An 18,757-nucleotide genomic window follows, 5' to 3' on the forward strand; every position below is an offset into this window, starting at 1 on the left:
TCCGTCGGGCCGTTGCATCCTTGCGGCGGCTGTCCCACATGGGCGCTTGACCATGCCGCCAATCTCCGAACCTTCCAGCGCCGATCGGCCGCTCTGGCCGACCATTCGCCGGTTTCTGCCCTATCTGTGGCCGACCGATGCCCCGGGGCTGAAGCTGCGCATCGTGGGGGCGATGGCGTTCGTCCTGCTGTCCAAGCTGGTGCAGGTCTATGGCGCCCCCTTTGCGCTGAAGGGCGCGGTGGACCGGATGGCGATCGACGACCGGTCGGCGGTCACGCTCGTCGTGCTGCTGGTCATCGGTTATGCAGCCGCGCGGCTTGGCGGCGTGTTCTTCGACAATCTGCGCAACGTCGTTTTCGAGCGCGTGGGACAGGAAGCAACGCGTCGGCTGGCCGCAGCCACCTTTCGGCATCTGCACCGCCTGTCGCTACGCTTTCATCTGGAACGCCGGACCGGCGCGATCACCAAGGTGGTCGAGCGCGGGACGAAGAGCATCGATACCATGCTCTATTTCCTGTTGTTCAACATCGCGCCGACCATCCTGGAACTGGCGCTGGTGCTGCAGATTTTCGGATCGCGCTTCGGCGGCTGGCTGGTCGCGGGCACCCTGGCGATGGTGGTCGGCTATATCGCCTTTACTCGCTGGGTTACCGATTGGCGGGCCAAGCTGCGCGAGCAGATGAACGATCTGGACACCGGGGCGGTCGCCCATGCGGTCGATTCGCTGCTCAATTTCGAAACGGTGAAGTATTTCAACGCCGAACAGCGCGAAGGCGACCGGTACGAACGCGCCATGACCGCCTATGCCAATGCGGCGGTCAGATCGGAAAACTCGCTGGCATGGCTGAATATCGGGCAGGCGCTGATCACCAACGCGATGCTGGCATTCGGCATGGCGCTTGTCGCCTATGGCTGGGCGCGGGGGGAATTCACGTCCGGCGACGTGGTGCTGGTATCGACACTGCTGTCACAGCTGTTCCGGCCGCTCGACATGCTGGGCTGGGTCTATCGCACCATTCGTCAGGGGGTGATCGACATGGCCGCGATGTTCGACCTGATCGATCAGCCGGCAGAGGTCGTGGACGTGCCGGGCGCGATGCCGCTGACCGTGACAGGCGGCCATGTGCGGTTCGAAGGGGTGCGGTTCGGATATGACCCCGAACGCACGATCCTGAAGGGGATCGACCTGGACGTTCCGCCCGGATCGACGCTGGCGGTGGTCGGGCCGTCGGGCGCGGGCAAATCGACGCTGGCGCGCATCCTGTACCGGTTTTACGACCTGACCGGCGGGCGGGTGACGATCGACGGGCAGGACATCGGCCGGGTGACGCAGGAGTCGCTGCGCGCCGCCATCGGCATCGTCCCGCAGGACACGGTGCTGTTCAACGACACCATCGGATACAATATCGGCTATGGCCGCGACGGCGCCAGCCAGGCGGAAATCGAGGCGGCGGCGCGCGGCGCGGCGATCGGCGCGTTCATCGACAGCCTGCCCGATGGCTATGCCACGCGTGTCGGCGAGCGCGGCCTGAAACTGTCGGGCGGCGAGAAGCAGCGGGTCGCGATTGCGCGCACGTTGCTGAAAAACCCGCCGATCCTGATCCTGGACGAGGCGACCAGCGCGCTTGACACGCGAACCGAGCATGAAATCCAGTCGACACTGGAATCGATCGAGCGCGGGCGCACCACGATCATCATCGCGCACCGCCTGTCCACCATTGTCGGCGCGGACCAGATCGTCGTGCTGGACCAGGGCATGGTCGCCGAACGCGGCACCCATGCCGAACTGCTGGCGCAGGGCGGGCTTTACGCCGAAATGTGGGCGCGTCAGGCGCAGGAACAGGAAGCGGCGCTGGCCGAGGCGTGATCCTCACCAATCCGCCGATCAGTGGCGGAAGTGGCGCATTTCGGTGAACAGCATGGCCAGCCCCGCTTCGTCGGCCGCGGCGATCACATCGTCATCACGGATCGACCCGCCCGGCTGGATCACACAGGTCGCGCCCGCTTCGACCGCCGCCATCAGGCCGTCGGCAAAGGGGAAGAACGCATCGCTGGCCACCGCCGAACCGATGGTGCGCGGTTCATCCCACCCGGCCTTTTCCGCCGCGTCCTTTGCCTTCCACGCCGCGATCCGCGCGCTTTCCAGCCGGTTCATCTGGCCGGCGCCTACCCCGGCGGTCGCACCGTCGCGGGCATAGACGATGGCGTTGGACTTCACATGCTTGGCCACCGTCCAGGCGAATTTGGCATCGGCCAGTTCCCGCCCCGTCGGCGCGCGCTTCGTCACCTGACGCAGTTCGACATCGGCCAGCACGCCATTGTCACGCGACTGGACCAGCAGGCCGCCGGCAATCGTCTTGACCATCAGGCCGGGGCGGCGCGGATCGGCCAGATCGCCGACCAGCAACAGGCGCAGATTCTTCTTGGCGGCAAAAATCGCCCGCGCCTCATCGGACGCGCCGGGCGCAACGACGACTTCGGTGAAAATCTCGGTAATCGCGCGCGCCGTCTCTGCATCGAGCGCACGGTTGAGCGCGATGATCCCGCCAAAGGCCGATACGCTGTCGCACTGGAATGCGGCACGATAGGCATCGATCAGCGTGTCCGCGCTGGCGACGCCGCACGGGTTGGCATGCTTGACGATCACCGCAGTGGGCGGGCCGTCGCGAAACTCGGTCAACAGCTCAAGCGCGGCATCGGCGTCGTTATAATTGTTGTAGCTCAGTTCCTTGCCCTGCACCTGTTCGGCCTGGGCAATGCCGGACGCCGCAGGGCCTTTCGGCAGGTAGAGCGCGGCCGATTGATGCGGATTTTCGCCATAGCGCAGCGTTTCGCCCAGCCGGAATGCCAGCGGCAGCGTGGCGGGAAACCGCTCGCCCTGATCGGCAAAGGCGAACCATTGCGCGATCGCGCTGTCATAGGCTGCGGTCGCGGCATAGGCCTTTGCCGCGAGGCGACGGCGGGTGGCGAGCGAGGTTGCCCCAGCATTGTCCGCCAGTTCCCCGATCAGCGCCGGATAGTCGGCCGGATCGGTGACGATGGCGACACTGGCATGGTTCTTGGCGGCCGAACGCACCATGCTTGGCCCGCCAATGTCGATATTCTCGATAATCTCGTCCCGGTCGGCGCCCTTGGCCACGGTCGCGGCAAAGGGGTAGAGGTTGACGACGACGATATCGATCGCGCCGATGCCATGCGCCTGCATCGAGGCGACATGATCGGCATTGTCGCGCACCGCCAACAGGCCGCCATGAACGATCGGGTGCAGCGTCTTGACCCGCCCATCCATCATTTCGGGAAAGCCGGTCAGGTCGCTGATGTCGCGGACGGCAAGGCCCGCATCGCGCAGCGCCTTTGCCGTGCCGCCCGTCGACACCAGTTCGACGCCGTGCCCGGCAAGGGCTGTGGCGAGTTCGACGATGCCTGTCTTGTCGGAAACCGACAACAGGGCGCGGCGCAGCGGGACCATATCCATGCCCGGCGCCTTTTCAGGATCGCGGGGCGAAGGGCAAGGGCAAATCAGCGGCTGCGGTGCAGAACCCAGGTGACAGAGGTGCCGCCGGGCGGCGTTTCGCCGGACAGGACCAGCTGACGCGTGCCGTGCGGGCGGCCGCGCGGGTCGATCCACACGCTGTCCTCGACACTCATCGCCGCACCCCGCGCCCGGAATTGCCAGAGCGCCCCGCCCGGCACGCGCAGGAACGCGCCCTGTCCGTCGGCGGTGGGTGCAACCTCGATCCCCGGCGCCAGATGAAACCGCACGGCAAAGGGCGTGTCCCCCCGCCGCTTGCGCCCGCGCGGCAACAGCATGTCTTCGCCGCGCAGATCGCGTCCCTCGGCCGACAGGATCAGCTGGCGGCGATGGACAAAGCCGAAGCGGCGGACATAGCCGTCATGGCTCGCCTCGATCCGGGACGATCCGTCGCCTTCCTGCCGGGTCAGCTCGATCTCGCCCACCCCGCGGCCAAGCGTGCCATCGGCATGGATGGCGGTGGAATTGCTGTCGGCGATGACCAGCGTGGAGTGGGCGGCCGTGGTCCGCAGCCCCTCACCCAGCATTTCGGCGACCGAATGGTGGCATCCGCGCGCGCCGCCGCAATTGACGATGATCCGGTTCGGCCCGTCCGACAGCTCGAACGCCAGCGTCGATGCGCAGCCCCCCTCCACCACCCGGGCGACGGGCGGCGGCGCAGCATCCAGGATCAGGGCAGCGGTGCCGGCCGTGATGCTGTGATAGCCCCAGTCGCGCGGCTGGCGCAGCGGCCGGGTGCGCACGCCTGTGGCGGCAACGATCTGATCCAGCGCATCGGCATCCATCGGTGCCGATCCCTGCCAGCTGCCAGTGCCGCCATCGCCGTGGCGCAGGCCGATCAACGCGGCGACCATCCGCACCAGCGCCTGTTCAAGCGAGCCCGGCGCATCCAGCCGGCGTGCGGCATAGGTGGCGCGCAGCATGGTCAGCAGCATGATCGCCTCTGCCTGGGCATCGGGCGACCGGGAAACCACGCCGCCATCGGCGAATTGCGATGCGCCAAGCGCGCGTTCCAGCCCTGCCTCTGCCCCCGCCCGGCGTCCGTCGCCGCCGGGGATCATCAACAGCGATGCGACCATGCCTGACCATCCGGCAATGCGCGGCAGGCCGGCCGGTGCCTTGTCCACCACCCGTTCCAGATGCCGCGATCCGCGCGCCAGCGTGTTCAGCACCCTGGACCGGTAAATCAGGTCGCTGCTCGACAGGATCAGCGGCGCGTGCGCGACCCAGAACAGGATGCGGCGACCCCATTGGTCCGCACGCCATGCCGGATCGCCGACGCGTTCGGCATGGGCATCCAGCCATTGGCGCATGATCGATTCGGCGATCGGCGCGGCGGTGACCCGCGGCGCGACGGTCGACAGATCGCGCAGCCAGGCGAAACTGTGCACATATTCGGCAAAGGGACGCGAAAAACCGGGCCGATCCAGCGACAATCCGGCGATGTTCAGCGTTTCGCCGCGATAGCTGAGCATCCCCTGCAGCATCGCATTGCCGCGCGCCGCGTCACCCATGAACGGATCATCGGCCACCGCCAGCAGTTTCAGCGGATAGCGGCCGCGCAGTGCCAGCCGGTGGATCGGCGTGCGCCATGCCAGCCGCTGAAACCGGTCGGTCAGCCGTTCCGCCAGCGAAAGGCCGCGATCGCCGCCAAGGCGGACAAGCCGCTTGCCCTCATCAATCCCGTCTCCGGGCGGCGACGGCGGCGTCTGAATGTTCATTCGCCCCGAAGCGCCCGGATATTGTCGGCATAGGCACCGGGACCGCCGGTAAAGGTGGCGGTGCCCGCCACCAGCGCATCGGCCCCGGCCGCGATGGCGCGCGGCGCGGTCTGCCGGTCGATGCCGCCATCCACCTCCAGGTCGATGGCCCGGCCCGACGCATCGATCATCGCGCGCAGATCGGCAATCTTGTCCAGCTGGCTTTCAATGAACTTCTGCCCGCCAAATCCGGGATTGACGCTCATCACCAGCACCAGATCGATCAGGTCGGTGACATGGGCAATGGCGGACAGCGGCGTTGCGGGATTGAGCACCACGCCCGCCCGCTTGCCCAGGCCACGGATCGTCTGCAGCGTGCGGTGCAGATGCGGGCCGCTTTCCGGATGCACCGAAATGCAGTCCGCACCGGCATCGGCAAAGGCCTGAAGGAACGGATCGACCGGCGCGATCATCAGATGCACGTCGAACGGCTTGGCCGAATGGGGGCGCAACGCGTTGATGACTGCCGGACCGATCGTCAGGTTCGGCACGAAATGGCCGTCCATCACATCGACATGGATCCAGTCCGCGCCGGCCGCGTCGATGGCGCGCACTTCCTCGCCCAGGCGGGAAAAATCGGCGGACAGGATGGAAGGCGCGATGCGGACAGGGCGGGTCATGCGGCTCTTTTTCATTACGGCGACGTCGGGTGGGTCCGCTTTCTTGCGAAGCAACCCCCTATCTCTACCACCGCGAATCAGTGCCGCAAGGCGCGTCAGCCAGTTCGCATCATTCGCGCCATGAAAAATCCGTCCATGCCGCCCGCATCCGCCAGCATCCCCGGCAGCACGCGCAGCCAGCCGCGCGGATGGGCCGGGCCGACGCCTTCGGGCAACTCGCTGGGCAGCACGGGGTCCAGCGCGAAATCGCCCCGCGCGGACAGGAAGCGTTCGATCTGCGACTCGCCCTCCTCCGGCTCCAGCGAACAGGTGGCATAAACGATCAGGCCGCCCGGCCGCACCCAGTCGGCAGCGCGGTCCAGCAGCCGCGCCTGAAGCTCGGCCAGTTCGGCGACGATGCGCGGCCGCACCCGGTACAGGACATCGGGATGACGACGGAAAATGCCGCTGGCGCTGCATGGCGCATCCAGCAGCACGATGTCCGCCGGTACATCGGGCGCCCATTGCTCAAGATCGGCGGTAACCACGCTGGCGCCAAGGCCCGTGCGCGCCAGATTTTCGGAAAGTCGCGCCAGACGACTTTCCGACGAATCCACGGCCGTCACCGTCCATCCGGCAGCCGCCAGCTGCAGCGTCTTGCCGCCCGGCGCTGCACATAAATCAAGCGCCGTGCCGCTGCCCCCGCCGAGCAGCCGGGCGGGCAGCGATGCGGCAATATCCTGCACCCACCATTCGCCCTCCGCAAAGCCGTCCATTGCGGGCACTGATCCGCCCGGCGGCACACGGATATGGCCGGGCAGCAGGCTGTGCCCGCCCAGCGATGCGGCCAGCCGATCGGTCGCGGCGGGATCGGCCAGGCTCAGGTCCGTCGGCGGCTGAGCCGCCAGTGCGCGGGCGGCAGCATGGACGGCGGCGTCGCCCCATGCCTTTCGCCAGCGGCGTGCGACCGCATCCGGCAGGGTCGGCTTGGGCGGCAGCGCCGCCTCCGCCCGCATCAGCGCGCCGAACACGCCATGCACCAGTTTGCGCGGGCCGCCGTCGACCAGCGGCAGCACGGTCGAAATGGCGGCATGAGGGGGCGTGTTCAGCTCCAGCGACTGCGCTAGCGCCATGCGCAGCACGAACCGCGCTTTGGCATCATCGGGCAGTTTTTTCGCGGTCGCCCCGTCGATCAGCGCGTCCAGATCGGGCAGCCAGCGCAGCACCTTGGCGGCAAGGGCATGAGCAAGCGCGCGGTCCTCACGCCGGTCCAGCCCCGCCGCCGCGCTGTCCAATGCAGCCTCCAGCGGCAGGCCGCGCCGAAGCACGGCATCAAGCAGCTTCAGGCTGGCGCGGCGGGCGGCGACACCGGGCGGATCGCTGGCAAGAACGGGGCGGGCCAAGCCGGATCAGCCGCGCCGCAAGGGGTCGAGCGCGCTGGCACGCGGCCCAGTTGCCGGTCGGCTGACCGGACGATCGCCCATTTCCAGCGCCATTTCCTCCAGCGCCGCGATCCGGTTGCCGGTATCGGGATGCGTGGAAAACAGGTTGTCGCCGCGCGACAGGCCGGGGACGATGTACAGCTGCGACGTTGCCGGGATGCGCTGCGCAACGCTGTTGGGGATCATTTCCGCCCCCCGCGCCAGCTTGGCCAGCGCACTGGCCAGCGCACGGGGATTGCCGGAAATCTCCGCCCCGGCCCGGTCCGCGCCATATTCGCGCGTCCGGCTGATCGCCATCTGCACGATCATCGCGGCAAAGGGCGCGACCAGCACCGCCAGCAACCCGGCAATCCCGGCCGACCGGTCATCCCCCGAACGAAAGAACAGCCCGAAATTGGCCAGCATCGAAATGGCCCCGGCAATCGTCGCGACCATCGTCATGATCAGCGTGTCGCGGTTCTTCACATGGCCAAGCTCATGCGCCATTACCGCCGCGACCTCGTCCCGGTCCAGGATGCGGAGCAACCCGGTGGTCGCGGCGACGGCCGCGTTTTCGGGATTGCGGCCGGTGGCAAAGGCGTTGGGTTGAGCCTCCTCCACCACATAGACGCGCGGCATGGGCAGGCCGGCACGCTGCGCCAGGTCGCGGACGATGCCGTAAAATTCCGGCGAACTGGCGGCATCCACCTCGCGCGCATTGTGCATCCGAAGGACGATCTTGTCGGCGTTCCAATAGGTAAACAGGTTCATGCCCACCGCCACCAGCAGCGCGATGATCATGCCGCCCCGGCCGCCCAGCGTCAGGCCCAGCGCCATGAACAGCGCCGTCATCGCCGCCAGCAGCATCGCCGTCTTCATTCCGTTCACTTGAACACACTCCTTCGCCCCCTAATTTGGGAGCGAACCTGCGATTTCGCAATCATCCGGAGCCACTGCCATGGGCCAGCGCCCCGCCCACATCAAGCCGCCCGCCTATCTGTCCAAGTCGCCGCCGGTGCCGCAACCGAAAGCGGTGGAGCCGGATCAGAAGGACCCGGACGGTCAGAGCCCGACGCGCTATGGCGACTGGGAGCTGAAGGGCATCGCCATCGATTTCTGATGCCCGGCCGCGACCGGCCATGGTTCAGCCCTGGCCGTCGCCCTGATAGCGGATCTGCAGATAGCGTTCGCGCGTCGCCAGCTGATTGAGCGCCCCTTCGGCAAGCTGGGCGTTCATCTCCGCAATCTCCTGATCGATCCGGGCAAGGCCATCGACCAGCTGCTGGTCCGGCGTGCGGCCGTGCCGTTCCACCTTGCGCAGCGTCGGCGGCACCTGTTCATAGCCGCGGATCAATTCCGGCAGCTGCTCGCCGATCAGCTTGCGGACCTCGAACCCGGCGGGATCGCCCTCGCCCACCTTGGCCAGCTGCGGACCCAGCGCGTCGAGCTGAACGCCGATCCGGTCCACCAGATTGAGCGCAGGCGCAGGGAGCAGCGGCCGCTGCCGTTCCAGCCACGCCTCTGTCTGCTGCGGTAATGCCTTCAACGGCACTTCGGCCAGCCGTTCGGGCGTCGGCGCAGGGACCAGCGGAAAGATCGCAAAGAACAGCGTTACCGCGATCAGCAGTCCCATCACCAGCAACGCGCCGCCCATGCCGAGCGGGACGAACCAGCCGATTGCCAGCGCGGCCACGATGATCGCGATGTCCGCCACCGCGATCCGGCCAAGGCGGCGCAGGATCTCCGCCTCCCGCCGCTGGCGTCCGCGCGCGCGATACCGGTCGCGCGTGCGATCCAGCACGGCGCTTGCCCGCTCGATCTCGCGGTCGACGTCGGTCACAGCGCCTCCAGCTTGTAAAGGTCCGCCCCGCCCTGTCCGGCATTGGCGGCCTGACCCTCGGCACGGGCGATATAGCCCTTGGACTTTTCCACCTCGTTCGACAGCGTCGTGACCGTGGTCTTCATGCTGTCCAGTGCCTTCAGCTTGAACGTGTCGATGGCGTCCATCGTGTCATAGATGTTCTGGAACGCGCGTTGCAGCGTTTCCAGCGGGATCGTGCTGGACGCTGCCTGTTCATGGATCCGCGCCGTGTTCGATTTCAGCATTTCGCCGGTCGAATCGATCAGGCCCGCCGTGGTGGTGTTCAGCGCCGTGATCTGATCCAGCACCAGTTTCTGGTTGGTCAGCGCCTGGGCCACCGTTACTGCCGTGCGCAGCGCGGACACGGTGGTCGTGCTGGCCCGGTCCACGCCCTTGACCAGTTCGACATTGTTCTTCTTGACCAGGTCCAGCGCCAGATAGCCCTGCACCGTCACCGCCATCTGGGTCAGCAGGTCCTGCGTCCGCTGGCGGACATAGAAGAGCGCGGTTTCGCGAATCGCCCTGGCCTTGGCCGGGTCGGTCGCGTCCAGATCGTTGGCGCGATCCTCCAGCCGGGCGTCCATCGCCTTGCTGATATGGATCATCTGTTCCAGCCGGCCCATCGCCGCCCACAGATTCTGCCGCTCCACATCGATGGCGGCATTGTCCATCAACAGCTCGTCCTTGCCGCTGGCCAGCGACTTCAGGATGCCGTTGATGTGGCTTTGCGAGGATTTGTACTGGTCGAAATAATTGTTGATCTTGTCGCCGAAGATCCGGTCCAGAAAGCCGCGCTTGTTGAAGAACTTGCCATTGGCGCCGGGGTCAAGCCGCTCGACCGTACGGCGCAGTTCGATCAGGTCGGCGCCGATGCCGCTGTCCTTGTCCATCGCCTTGACCGGACGATCGAGGAAGCGGTTGGACTGGCCCGCCGCCTCGCGGATTTCCTTTTGCCCCATCGCGGTGATCGCATCGACGCGCTTGCCGAATTCGGGCGAATTGACGTCCTGCGCCACCAGATCGTCGACGAACTGGTCCACCCGCGCTTCAAGCTCGGTCCGCTTGGCCTCGTCCACGGGCACCAGCCCCGCCGCCTTGGTCGCCGCCACAACCGGCACCGGATCGGGCGGCGTCAGCTGAAGATCGGCGGTTGCAGTCGCGGTTTCGGTGGCCATTCATTCCTCCATGCCAGGTGGCCCAGCATGACCGGGTTCGGCACTTCCTTCAACTGTATGATATAAGCAACACACCTGACCGATCAAGCGGCCTGATGCCTTTGCCCTTTCGCATCTGCGGCAACTCGGCTATGCGCGCGCCAACTTGTTTCCGGGAAAATTGAATGAATCTGCGCAACATCGCCATCATCGCGCACGTCGATCATGGCAAGACGACCCTTGTGGACCAGCTTTTCCGCCAGTCCGGGACCTTTCGTGACAACCAGCGCGTCGAAGAACGCGCGATGGATTCCAACGACCTGGAAAAGGAACGCGGGATCACCATTCTGGCCAAGCCGACCAGCGTGGAATGGAACGGCACGCGCATCAACATCGTCGACACGCCCGGCCACGCCGATTTCGGCGGCGAGGTGGAGCGCATCCTGAGCATGGTCGACGGCGTCATCCTGCTGGTCGATTCCTCCGAAGGCGCGATGCCGCAGACAAAGTTCGTCACCGGCAAGGCGCTGAAACTCGGCCTGCGCCCCATCGTCGTCGTGAACAAGATCGACCGCAGCGACGCGCGCGTTCAGGAAGTGCTGGACGAGGTGTTCGACCTGTTCGTCACGCTGGAGGCGACCGACGAACAGCTGGATTTCCCCGTTCTCTATGCCTCGGGCCGCAACGGCTATGCCAGCGATGATCCCGAAGCACGCGAAGGCACGCTGACCCCGCTGTTCGAAAAGATCGTCGCCCATGTGCCGCCGCCCAGCGTCGATCCGGATGCCGAGTTCAAGTTCCTGGTGACCCTGCTCGACCGCGACAATTTCCTTGGCCGCATCCTGACCGGCCGCGTGGAAAGCGGCACCGTCCGCCTGAACCAGCCGATCCATGCGCTCGACAGCGACGGCAAGGTGATCGAGGCGGGCCGCGCGTCCAAGATCATGGCGTTCCGCGGCCTCGACCGCGTGCCGGTGGAAGAGGCGCAGGCGGGCGACATCATCTCGCTGGCCGGGCTGGCCGTGGCGACTGTGTCCAACACCATCTGCGACACCAGCGTCACCGTGCCGCTGCAGGCACAGCCGATCGATCCGCCCACCCTGTCGATGCGCTTTGCCGTGAACGACAGCCCGTTTGCCGGGCGCGAGGGCAGCAAGGTGACGAGCCGCATGATCCGCGACCGCCTGTTCCGCGAGGCGGAATCGAACGTGGCGGTCAAGGTGACCGAAAGCGCCGACCGCGACAGCTATGAAGTGGCCGGCCGCGGCGAGCTTCAGCTTGGCGTGCTGATCGAAACGATGCGCCGCGAAGGGTTCGAACTGGGCATCAGCCGCCCGCGCGTGCTGTTCCGCGATGGCGAGCATGGCCGCGAAGAGCCGTATGAAACCGTCGTCATCGACGTGGACGAAGAATTTTCGGGCACGGTTGTCGACAAGATGAACCAGCGCAAGGCCGAGATGACCGATATGCGGCCGTCCGGCGGCGGCAAGACGCGCATCACGTTCAGCGCCCCGTCGCGCGGCCTGATCGGCTATCACGGCGAATTCCTGTCCGACACGCGCGGTACCGGCATCATGAACCGGCTGTTCGAGAAGTATGGGCCCCACAAGGGCGCGATCGAGGGCCGCAAGAACGGCGTCCTGATTTCCAACGGTTCGGGCGAGGCACAGGGTTATGCGCTGGCGTCGCTTGAGGATCGCGGCATCCTGTTCGTCGGGCATGGCGAGGCGCTGTACGAAGGCATGATCATCGGCGAGAACGCCAAGACGGATGACCTGGAAGTCAATCCGATGAAGGCGAAGCAGCTGACCAACTTCCGCGCATCGGGGGGCAAGGACGATGCGATCCGCCTGACCCCGCCCAAGAAGATGACGCTGGAACAGGCCATCGCCTATATCGACGATGACGAAATGGTCGAGGTGACGCCCAAGACAATCCGGCTGCGCAAGGCGATTCTCGACCCGCATGAGCGCAAGAAGGCAAGCCGCAAGAAAGACGCTGCCTGACCCTGAACAGGCCCGCGCCGGCCGGATCGATCCCGTTCGGTCCACCGCGCGGGCTGGTCACGTCGCCGCGACAACCAGGCCGGATGATGGCTTGTTCATCTGTGTGAAAGGCTGATTTCAACACGCGATGGTGGTCATTCATCGTGTGTTGAGGAGCAGTCCTATGTCCACTCTTTCCGGAAAAAGCCGAATGTTCATCGCGCTGGCCCTGATGGCCGGCGCGGCGCCCGCCAGCCTGATGGCCCAGGAACAGGTCCCGCAGGAACAGGCCCCGCAGGAACAGGCCATGCCGACCCAGTCGGGTCCCGACATCAATGTCGTCGGCGATGTGCCCGATCCCGCCGGCCTGCCGGAAGGCCCCGAGGTTCAGGGCATCATTTCCGCCCGGAACGCCAATCAGATCCAGGTGACGACCAAGGATGGTCAGCAGAACGTCGTGCTGGTCAGCGAAGGCACGCGCGTCACCGGCAGCGGCGGCTTCCTCGGCCTTGGCCGCAGCAAGCTGGCCGCCGATTCGCTGCTGAACGGCCTGCCCGTCACGATCAAGACCAAGCAGTGGAGCGGTGGTCTGGTCGCCAGCCAGGTCAAGCTGGCGAACAAGGACCTGAAGGTCGCATCCATGATCCGGTCCGGCACCGACCAGCGTTTCGCCGAACAGACCGCCGCGACCGAGGAAGTGCGGACCCGCGTTGCGGACCTGCGCGGACGTGTGGCGAACATCGACCAGTATAATGTGAAGGCGACGACCAATGTGAACTTCGACACCGGCAAGGCCGTGCTGTCGGAGGAAGGCAAGGCCGCACTTTGCAGCGCCGCCCAGCAGGCCGAATCAATGGACAACGCGCTGCTGCTGGTCGTCGGTTACACCGATTCCACGGGCGATGAGGAATTCAACCAGACCCTGAGCGAAAAGCGCGCGGGCCGCGTGGTGAATTACCTGCAGCAGGCCTGCGGGTGGAAGCCGTATCGCATGCTGACCCCGACCGGCATGGCGGAGGCAGATCCGCTGGCCGACAACACGACCGAGGAAGGCAAGGCGCAGAACCGCCGCGTCTCGGTCAACATTCTGGTCAGCAAGGGGCTGGACGGGATGGAATCGGCCAGCCGGTAACGGCACTGCCATAACAGAAAGCGGCCCTGGCGCGATTGACACCAGGGCCGCTTTTTGGTGTCCGCCGCTCAACCGAGTATGGGCACGGTCACCGCCACCAGGCACAGGATCGCGACGATCCGGGGCGGCAGGCTGAATTCAAGCGTCAGTTTCATCGTCCGCCTCCTCATCGCCCGGCACATGGTCCAGCAGGTCGCCGGGGCGGCAATCCAGTTCCCGGCACAGCGCATTCAGGGTCGAAAATCGGATCGCCTTTGCCTTGCCGGTCTTCAGGATGGACAGGTTGGCCAGCGTGATGCCGACCCGCTCCGACAGATCGGACAGGGTCATGCGGCGGGCGTGGAGCAGATCGTCCAGCTTTACGATGATGGGCATCACACCGTCCCCTCGATCTCGGCGCGCATCTGCGTCCCCTGTTCAAAAACGCGGGCCAGGACGAACAGCGCCAGGATGGCCACCAGACTGGTTACCGAAATATCGATGCCGCCCTCTTTGGCCATTGGCAGCAGGGTGCGGGCCATGATGCCCAGAATGACGCTCCCGACCTCCAGCGACAGAAACAGCCAGGCCATGCTGCGCAGCCGTTCGGCGTTGCGGGCGATGAACGGATCCCCTGCCCGTACGGTCAACGCAATCCGGTAGAGCAGGGTAAAGAACGCGATGGTCAGGGCCAGGGTGACGGCCGCCCCCATCAGGATGGCGATTATCTTCCACGCCAGGTTTGCCGGATCGACGATGATGCGGTTTTGCGCAAGGCCATCGGCGATGCCGTGCATGAACTGGCCTTGAAACAGGGCGACCGTCGGGATGGCCAGCAGCACGACGCCAAGCGCGAACCACAGGAAAAGGGTGATGATGCGGGTGACAACGGCGGCGATCGCGATCAGCGCGCCGCCCGCTGCAGTATCCTGAACCTTGGTCATATCGAACCTCGATGTTGTCGTTATTGTTTTTCGATATGCCAATGCGGTAGCAGCGTCAATCGGTTTTATTGCTTTTCGATATAGGTGATACCGTTAAACAATAATCGGCAAAAAAGCGGGCGGGTGGACCCGCGCAGCCGACGACATCACGGGCTGCCCTGCCGCGACTGGTTCGGCCTGAATCCGGAAGGCGCCAGCACAGCGGGGCAGGATCATGCTGCAGCTGAGCTTCGGCGACGCAATTCGTTCCTGACCAGCTGCCCCGCGGTCGTGATGTTGGCATCGGTCCAGCGACCATCGGTTGTCGTTCCCGGCGTAAAGATCGAGCATAATTCCGCCTTGTCGCTGACCGACCAGTTGGCGTGGCTGATCCCGCGCGCTTCCATCCAGTCCCACCACGCCTGCGCCTCTGCCGCGTCGATCGAGCGATCGCCGCTGGCTTCGGTGACGCCATATTCGGTGACGAACAGCGCCGCGCCCCTCGCCAGCGCCCGGTCGGCCGCATCGCGCAGCCATTGCTTATGCGTGGCTGCGTAATAATGCAGCGTATAGGCGATGTTGGGATCGGCAACCGGATCGGCCGCCGCCTCCTCGACAGCCTGGCTCCAGGTGCGGGTGCCCAGCACGACCAGATTTCGCGCATCATGGGCGCGGATGCTGGCCAGCACCTGCCGGTGATAGGGCTTTAGCACATCCGACCAGCCATGGTTCTGCAGCGGCTCGTTATAGGGTTCGTAGATCAGGTTGGGCAACGCGCCCCATCGCTGCGCCACCCGGGCAAAAAAGGCAGCGGCATCGGCCGGGTGCGGTTCATGCGCATGCCAGTCCACGATGACATACAGGCCCAGTGCCACAGCGGCATCGACCACCGTTTCCAGCTTTGCCCATTCCCGGTCGGGATGTTCGCGATAGCCGCCCTGATCCACGGCCACCGCCGCGCGGATCAGGGTGATGCCCCAATCGTCGCGCAGCCGCCGGATCGTCGCCTCGTTCCAGTATTTTGCGATCCACTGGCTCCAGAACAGCGACATGCCGCGCAACGTGACCGGCTTTCCTGACTGATCGGTCAGGCGGCCGTCCCTCACCTCAAGGATGCCGTGCCGCGCAACGGCCGTCGCCGGCTGCGCGGCCAGAGATGGAGCGGCAAGGGACGGGGCGGCCAGCGGCATGGCGGCAGCCAGCCCGATCAGCGTGCGGCGGTCGATCATCGGGGTCATGGCCTCCTCTCCTGTTGGCGCAAGGGGACCGTGACTGTCCGTCCGTGTCAACCGGTCATGGCGAGCACCGCCTGCCATTCGGCATCGCTGACCGGGCTGACCGACAGGCGCGACTGGCGCAGCATGGCCATGCCGGCCAGTGCCGGTTCACCCTTCAGCGCGGCAAGGGGCACCGCAGGGTGCATGGCGCGAACCGGGCGCACCGGAACGGCCATCCACTCGCCATCCTTTGGATCGGGCACCGGATTGCCGGTCACCTCCATGATGCCGACGACCGCCTTTTCCGCGCCGCTATGGTAGAAAAAGGCGGTGTCGCCCGGCCGCATCGCGCGCAGGTGCAGGCGGGCGGCATTGTTGCGCACGCCATCCCACAGCGTGGCCCCATCGCGCTCAAGATCGGTCCAGCCATAGCTGTCCGGTTCGGATTTCATCAGCCAGTGCGCCATGCCTTTGCTGTCTCCTGCGATAAACCGCCGCTGAACGGGGGGTTCCACCTCCATTCAGCGCGATGCTGCCATGAATGATCCCATGCCGAAAGCCGGATGCGCCGTCATCCGGCCGGGGGCGGGGAGAATGAGGAGCATCCGAGATGACGATGTTGAACAAGATCGGGTTGGGCGCAGTGCTGGTCGCCACCACCCTGACCGCAGCAAGCCCGGCAGAGGCGCAGCGCTATCGCTATCGCGACCGGGACCGGGGCGGTGACGTCGCCGCAGCCGCGATCGTCGGCGGCATTGCTGGGATCGTGATCGGTTCGGCGCTGGCCGACCGGGATCGCGGCCGTTACCGCGGTTACGACCGCCGCTGGGACAACCGCGGCTGGGACGATCGCCGCTGGGATTATGATCGCCGCTATTATCGCGACCGCGGCTACTATCCCGCCAATGGCTATTATGCCCAGCGGTACCGCGATCATCGCCGCTGCGACGTGCGTCGGGTCTGGGATCCCTATGAAGGGCGGCGGGTGCGCGTCCGTTATTGCTACTGATCCAGCCGGAAAGGCGGCGCTGCCCATCGGCGCCGCCTTTTTCGTGGGGTACGGGCCATGGATGCGGTGACTCGGCGGCGTAACGAAACCGGGTTACGCTGAACCCATGACGCAAAGCGATTCGGCACCGCTCGCCCCAGACGATCCCTATGCCCGGACGGCACAGACCTTTCCGGTGCTGAGCGAAGCGATGGCCAGACGCATTACCGCCTATGGCCGGTCCGAACCCGCGGAAGAGGGCAGTTTCCTGTTCCGTCGCGGCGACCGAAGCGTCGATTTCTTTCTGGTCGAACAGGGCAGCATCGCGATCCTGGATCATGATGCCACCGATGGCGACCGCGTCGTTCATCATCACCAGCCGCGCCAGTTTACCGGCGAGCTTGACCTGTTCAACGACCGCAAGATCCTGGTCAGCGGGCAGGCGGCGGCCAATACGCGCGTCATTCGCGTCGCCCGGCCCGATTTCCGGCGCATGATCGCCGCAGAGCCGGATATCGGCGAGATCATCATGCGCGCCTTCATCCTGCGCCGGGTGGGCCTGATGCGTCACCGGCAGGGCGGCGTCACGCTGGTGGGGCCGGCCCATGCTGCCGCAACGGCGCGGATCGAAACCTTCCTCACTCGGAACGGCTATCCCCATCAGACGGTGGATACGGAGCGGGAGGCAGACCTGCCCGCCTGTCTTGATGCATTCGGAGTGGATGCCGATGCCCTGCCCGTGGTGCTGGTCGATGGCGGCGTGCTGCGCAATCCCAGCAATGCCGATCTGGCCGATGCCCTGGGTCTGACCGTCGGGCTTGATCCGGATCAGGTGCATGACGTCGCCGTGGTCGGCGCGGGTCCGGCGGGGCTGGCCGCCGCCGTCTATGCCGCGTCAGAGGGGCTCTCGACGCTGATCATCGAGGGGATGGCACCGGGCGGACAGGCGGGCACCAGTTCCAAGATCGAGAATTATCTGGGCTTTCCAACCGGGATTTCGGGCCAGGCGCTGGCCGGCCGAGCGCAGGTTCAGGCACAGAAATTCGGTGCCAGGCTTGCCGTTTCGCGGAGTGTCAGCGGCATCGACTGCGAGGCGCGGCCCTATCGCCTGATGCTGGACGACGGCGCCAGCGTGCAGGCGCGGGCCATCGTGATCGCCACCGGTGCACGCTATCGCAAGCTGGATCACCTGGCCGGATATGACCGGTTCGAGGGCAATGGCATCCATTACGCCGCCACGGCGATGGAGGCGGGCCTGTGCGCGGGCAGCGAGGTGGTCGTCATAGGCGGCGGCAATTCGGCCGGTCAGGCGGCGATGTTCCTGTCCAGCCATGCCGCCCATGTTCACATCCTGGTGCGCGGGCGCGGCCTTGCGGACACCATGTCGGCCTATCTGATCGAGCGGATCGAAGCGTGCGAAACGGTGACCCTGCATCCGCATAGCGAAATTACGGCGCTGGAGGGCGACCGACATCTGGCCGCGGTCCGCTGGACCGAGCGCCATACGGGCGAGGAAACGCACAAGGCGGTCGGCGCGCTGTTCGTGATGATCGGCGCGCAGCCCAATACGGCATGGCTGGAGGGTTGCGTCTCGCTGGACGACAAGGGGTTCGTCCAGACGCAGGGCGACCGTCTGTTCGAAAAATCGCAGCCGGGCATCTTTGCCGTGGGCGATGTCCGCGCGGGGTCGGTCAAGCGCGTCGCATCCGGGGTTGGCGAAGGATCGGTGGTCGTATCCGCCGTTCACGGCTATCTGGCCGATACTGCCGACTGACCTGCTGCACCGGGCCAAAGCCAGCTTGGCATCCGGCCATCGCCCCGCTATGCGGCGGGCATGAGCGACACGCCCCCCGACCATCTGTCCGTCAATCCGAACAGCCCGCATTTCGATGCCGAAACCCTGCGCCGTGGCATCGGCATCCGGTTCAAGGGCGTGGAACGCCGCGACGTCGAGGAATATTCGATTTCCGAAGGCTGGATCCGCGTCCAGCTGGGCAAGAAGGTCGATCGCCACGGCCAGCCGCTGACCATCAAGCTGACCGGTCCGGTCGAGGCATGGTATCAGGATGTCGGCGCGGCTGACGCTGCCGACGAGGGCGGCGACACGGGCGACGCCAGCGCCGACTGACCGAAGGTGCCGGCGGACGCTGGCGCCCATTCACCCATCCCGTCCGGCACGAAGCCCCGGCATTTACCGGGGCTTCGC

At 65.9% G+C, this 18,757-nt stretch carries 18 protein-coding genes; 7 read left to right on the forward strand and 11 right to left on the reverse strand.

Going from position 1 to position 18,757, the window contains the following annotated elements; translation table 11 throughout:
* Window positions 1-52: 52 nt before the first annotated feature.
* A complete protein-coding gene (locus ACNI3Q_RS05500; RefSeq protein WP_426274686.1) occupies window positions 53-1,867 on the forward strand; it encodes an ABCB family ABC transporter ATP-binding protein/permease in 1,815 nt (604 codons plus the stop codon).
* A gap of 18 nt (window positions 1,868-1,885) precedes the next feature.
* Here the strand turns inward: ACNI3Q_RS05500 and purH are convergent, their stop codons facing one another.
* The 5 genes from purH to htpX all read right to left on the reverse strand — a co-directional run bounded on the left by purH (window position 1,886) and on the right by htpX (window position 8,200).
* Window positions 1,886-3,475, reverse strand: coding sequence for a bifunctional phosphoribosylaminoimidazolecarboxamide formyltransferase/IMP cyclohydrolase (gene purH, locus ACNI3Q_RS05505; RefSeq protein WP_426274688.1), 1,590 nt, complete (start codon window positions 3,473-3,475; stop codon window positions 1,886-1,888).
* Window positions 3,476-3,519: 44 nt separating this feature from the next.
* Window positions 3,520-5,253 (reverse strand): heparinase II/III family protein, encoded by a 1,734-nt coding sequence (locus ACNI3Q_RS05510; protein WP_426274690.1) that lies wholly within the window; start codon window positions 5,251-5,253, stop codon window positions 3,520-3,522.
* A complete protein-coding gene (gene rpe, locus ACNI3Q_RS05515; protein WP_426274692.1) occupies window positions 5,250-5,912 on the reverse strand; it encodes a ribulose-phosphate 3-epimerase in 663 nt (220 codons plus the stop codon). Before rpe ends, ACNI3Q_RS05510 begins: the two co-directional genes overlap by 4 nt.
* A gap of 95 nt (window positions 5,913-6,007) precedes the next feature.
* A complete protein-coding gene (locus ACNI3Q_RS05520) occupies window positions 6,008-7,294 on the reverse strand; it encodes an RsmB/NOP family class I SAM-dependent RNA methyltransferase (RefSeq protein WP_426274694.1) in 1,287 nt (428 codons plus the stop codon).
* A 6-nt stretch (window positions 7,295-7,300) separates the two neighbouring features.
* Window positions 7,301-8,200, reverse strand: coding sequence for a zinc metalloprotease HtpX (gene htpX / locus ACNI3Q_RS05525; RefSeq protein WP_426274696.1), 900 nt, complete (start codon window positions 8,198-8,200; stop codon window positions 7,301-7,303).
* 70 nt (window positions 8,201-8,270) lie between these two features.
* On the opposite strand from htpX, the gene ACNI3Q_RS05530 reads away from it, so the two are divergent.
* Window positions 8,271-8,432, forward strand: a complete 162-nt coding sequence (locus tag ACNI3Q_RS05530; RefSeq protein ID WP_260020719.1) for a DUF1674 domain-containing protein — start codon at window positions 8,271-8,273, stop codon at window positions 8,430-8,432.
* A gap of 24 nt (window positions 8,433-8,456) precedes the next feature.
* Here ACNI3Q_RS05530 and ACNI3Q_RS05535 read toward each other — a convergent pair whose 3' ends face one another.
* Together ACNI3Q_RS05535 and ACNI3Q_RS05540 are read right to left on the reverse strand one after the other, a co-directional pair.
* The gene (locus tag ACNI3Q_RS05535; RefSeq protein WP_426274698.1) at window positions 8,457-9,152 is read right to left on the reverse strand and encodes a hypothetical protein; all 696 of its coding nucleotides are present in this window, start codon (window positions 9,150-9,152) and stop codon (window positions 8,457-8,459) included.
* The gene (locus ACNI3Q_RS05540; protein ID WP_426274700.1) at window positions 9,149-10,348 is read right to left on the reverse strand and encodes a toxic anion resistance protein; all 1,200 of its coding nucleotides are present in this window, start codon (window positions 10,346-10,348) and stop codon (window positions 9,149-9,151) included. Before ACNI3Q_RS05540 ends, ACNI3Q_RS05535 begins: the two co-directional genes overlap by 4 nt.
* 164 nt (window positions 10,349-10,512) lie before the next feature.
* Here ACNI3Q_RS05540 and typA point away from each other — a divergent pair, with 164 nt between their 5' ends.
* Window positions 10,513-12,333: a translational GTPase TypA gene (typA, locus tag ACNI3Q_RS05545; protein WP_426274702.1), complete on the forward strand. Its 1,821-nt coding sequence runs from the start codon at window positions 10,513-10,515 to the stop codon at window positions 12,331-12,333.
* Window positions 12,334-12,496: 163 nt separating this feature from the next.
* Window positions 12,497-13,444 (forward strand): OmpA family protein, encoded by a 948-nt coding sequence (locus tag ACNI3Q_RS05550; protein ID WP_426274704.1) that lies wholly within the window; start codon window positions 12,497-12,499, stop codon window positions 13,442-13,444.
* Window positions 13,445-13,582: 138 nt separating this feature from the next.
* Here the strand turns inward: ACNI3Q_RS05550 and ACNI3Q_RS05555 are convergent, their stop codons facing one another.
* The 4 genes from ACNI3Q_RS05555 to ACNI3Q_RS05570 form a co-directional block, all read right to left on the reverse strand.
* Window positions 13,583-13,819, reverse strand: a complete 237-nt coding sequence (locus tag ACNI3Q_RS05555; RefSeq protein WP_426274706.1) for a helix-turn-helix domain-containing protein — start codon at window positions 13,817-13,819, stop codon at window positions 13,583-13,585.
* On the reverse strand, window positions 13,819-14,367 hold the full coding sequence (locus ACNI3Q_RS05560) for a DUF2975 domain-containing protein (protein ID WP_426274707.1): 549 nt from the start codon (window positions 14,365-14,367) through the stop codon (window positions 13,819-13,821). Before ACNI3Q_RS05560 ends, ACNI3Q_RS05555 begins: the two co-directional genes overlap by 1 nt.
* Before the next feature lie 212 nt (window positions 14,368-14,579).
* Window positions 14,580-15,584: a glycoside hydrolase family 5 protein gene (locus tag ACNI3Q_RS05565; protein ID WP_426274709.1), complete on the reverse strand. Its 1,005-nt coding sequence runs from the start codon at window positions 15,582-15,584 to the stop codon at window positions 14,580-14,582.
* A 47-nt stretch (window positions 15,585-15,631) separates the two neighbouring features.
* Window positions 15,632-16,030, reverse strand: coding sequence for an EVE domain-containing protein (locus ACNI3Q_RS05570; RefSeq protein ID WP_426274711.1), 399 nt, complete (start codon window positions 16,028-16,030; stop codon window positions 15,632-15,634).
* 143 nt (window positions 16,031-16,173) lie between these two features.
* On the opposite strand from ACNI3Q_RS05570, the gene ACNI3Q_RS05575 reads away from it, so the two are divergent.
* From ACNI3Q_RS05575 to ACNI3Q_RS05585, 3 genes are all read left to right on the forward strand, one after another.
* On the forward strand, window positions 16,174-16,572 hold the full coding sequence (locus ACNI3Q_RS05575; RefSeq protein ID WP_426274713.1) for a hypothetical protein: 399 nt from the start codon (window positions 16,174-16,176) through the stop codon (window positions 16,570-16,572).
* A 106-nt stretch (window positions 16,573-16,678) separates the two neighbouring features.
* Window positions 16,679-18,325 carry an FAD-dependent oxidoreductase gene (locus ACNI3Q_RS05580; RefSeq protein ID WP_426274715.1) on the forward strand — a complete coding sequence of 549 codons (1,647 nt, stop codon included), beginning with the start codon at window positions 16,679-16,681 and terminating at the stop codon, window positions 18,323-18,325.
* Window positions 18,326-18,385: 60 nt separating this feature from the next.
* Window positions 18,386-18,679 carry a DUF3297 family protein gene (locus ACNI3Q_RS05585; protein ID WP_426274717.1) on the forward strand — a complete coding sequence of 98 codons (294 nt, stop codon included), beginning with the start codon at window positions 18,386-18,388 and terminating at the stop codon, window positions 18,677-18,679.
* Window positions 18,680-18,757 lie beyond the last annotated feature (78 nt).

This window comes from Sphingomonas eleionomae, assembly GCF_049889035.1.
In the GTDB taxonomy this organism is placed as follows: Bacteria; Pseudomonadota; Alphaproteobacteria; order Sphingomonadales; family Sphingomonadaceae; genus Sphingomonas.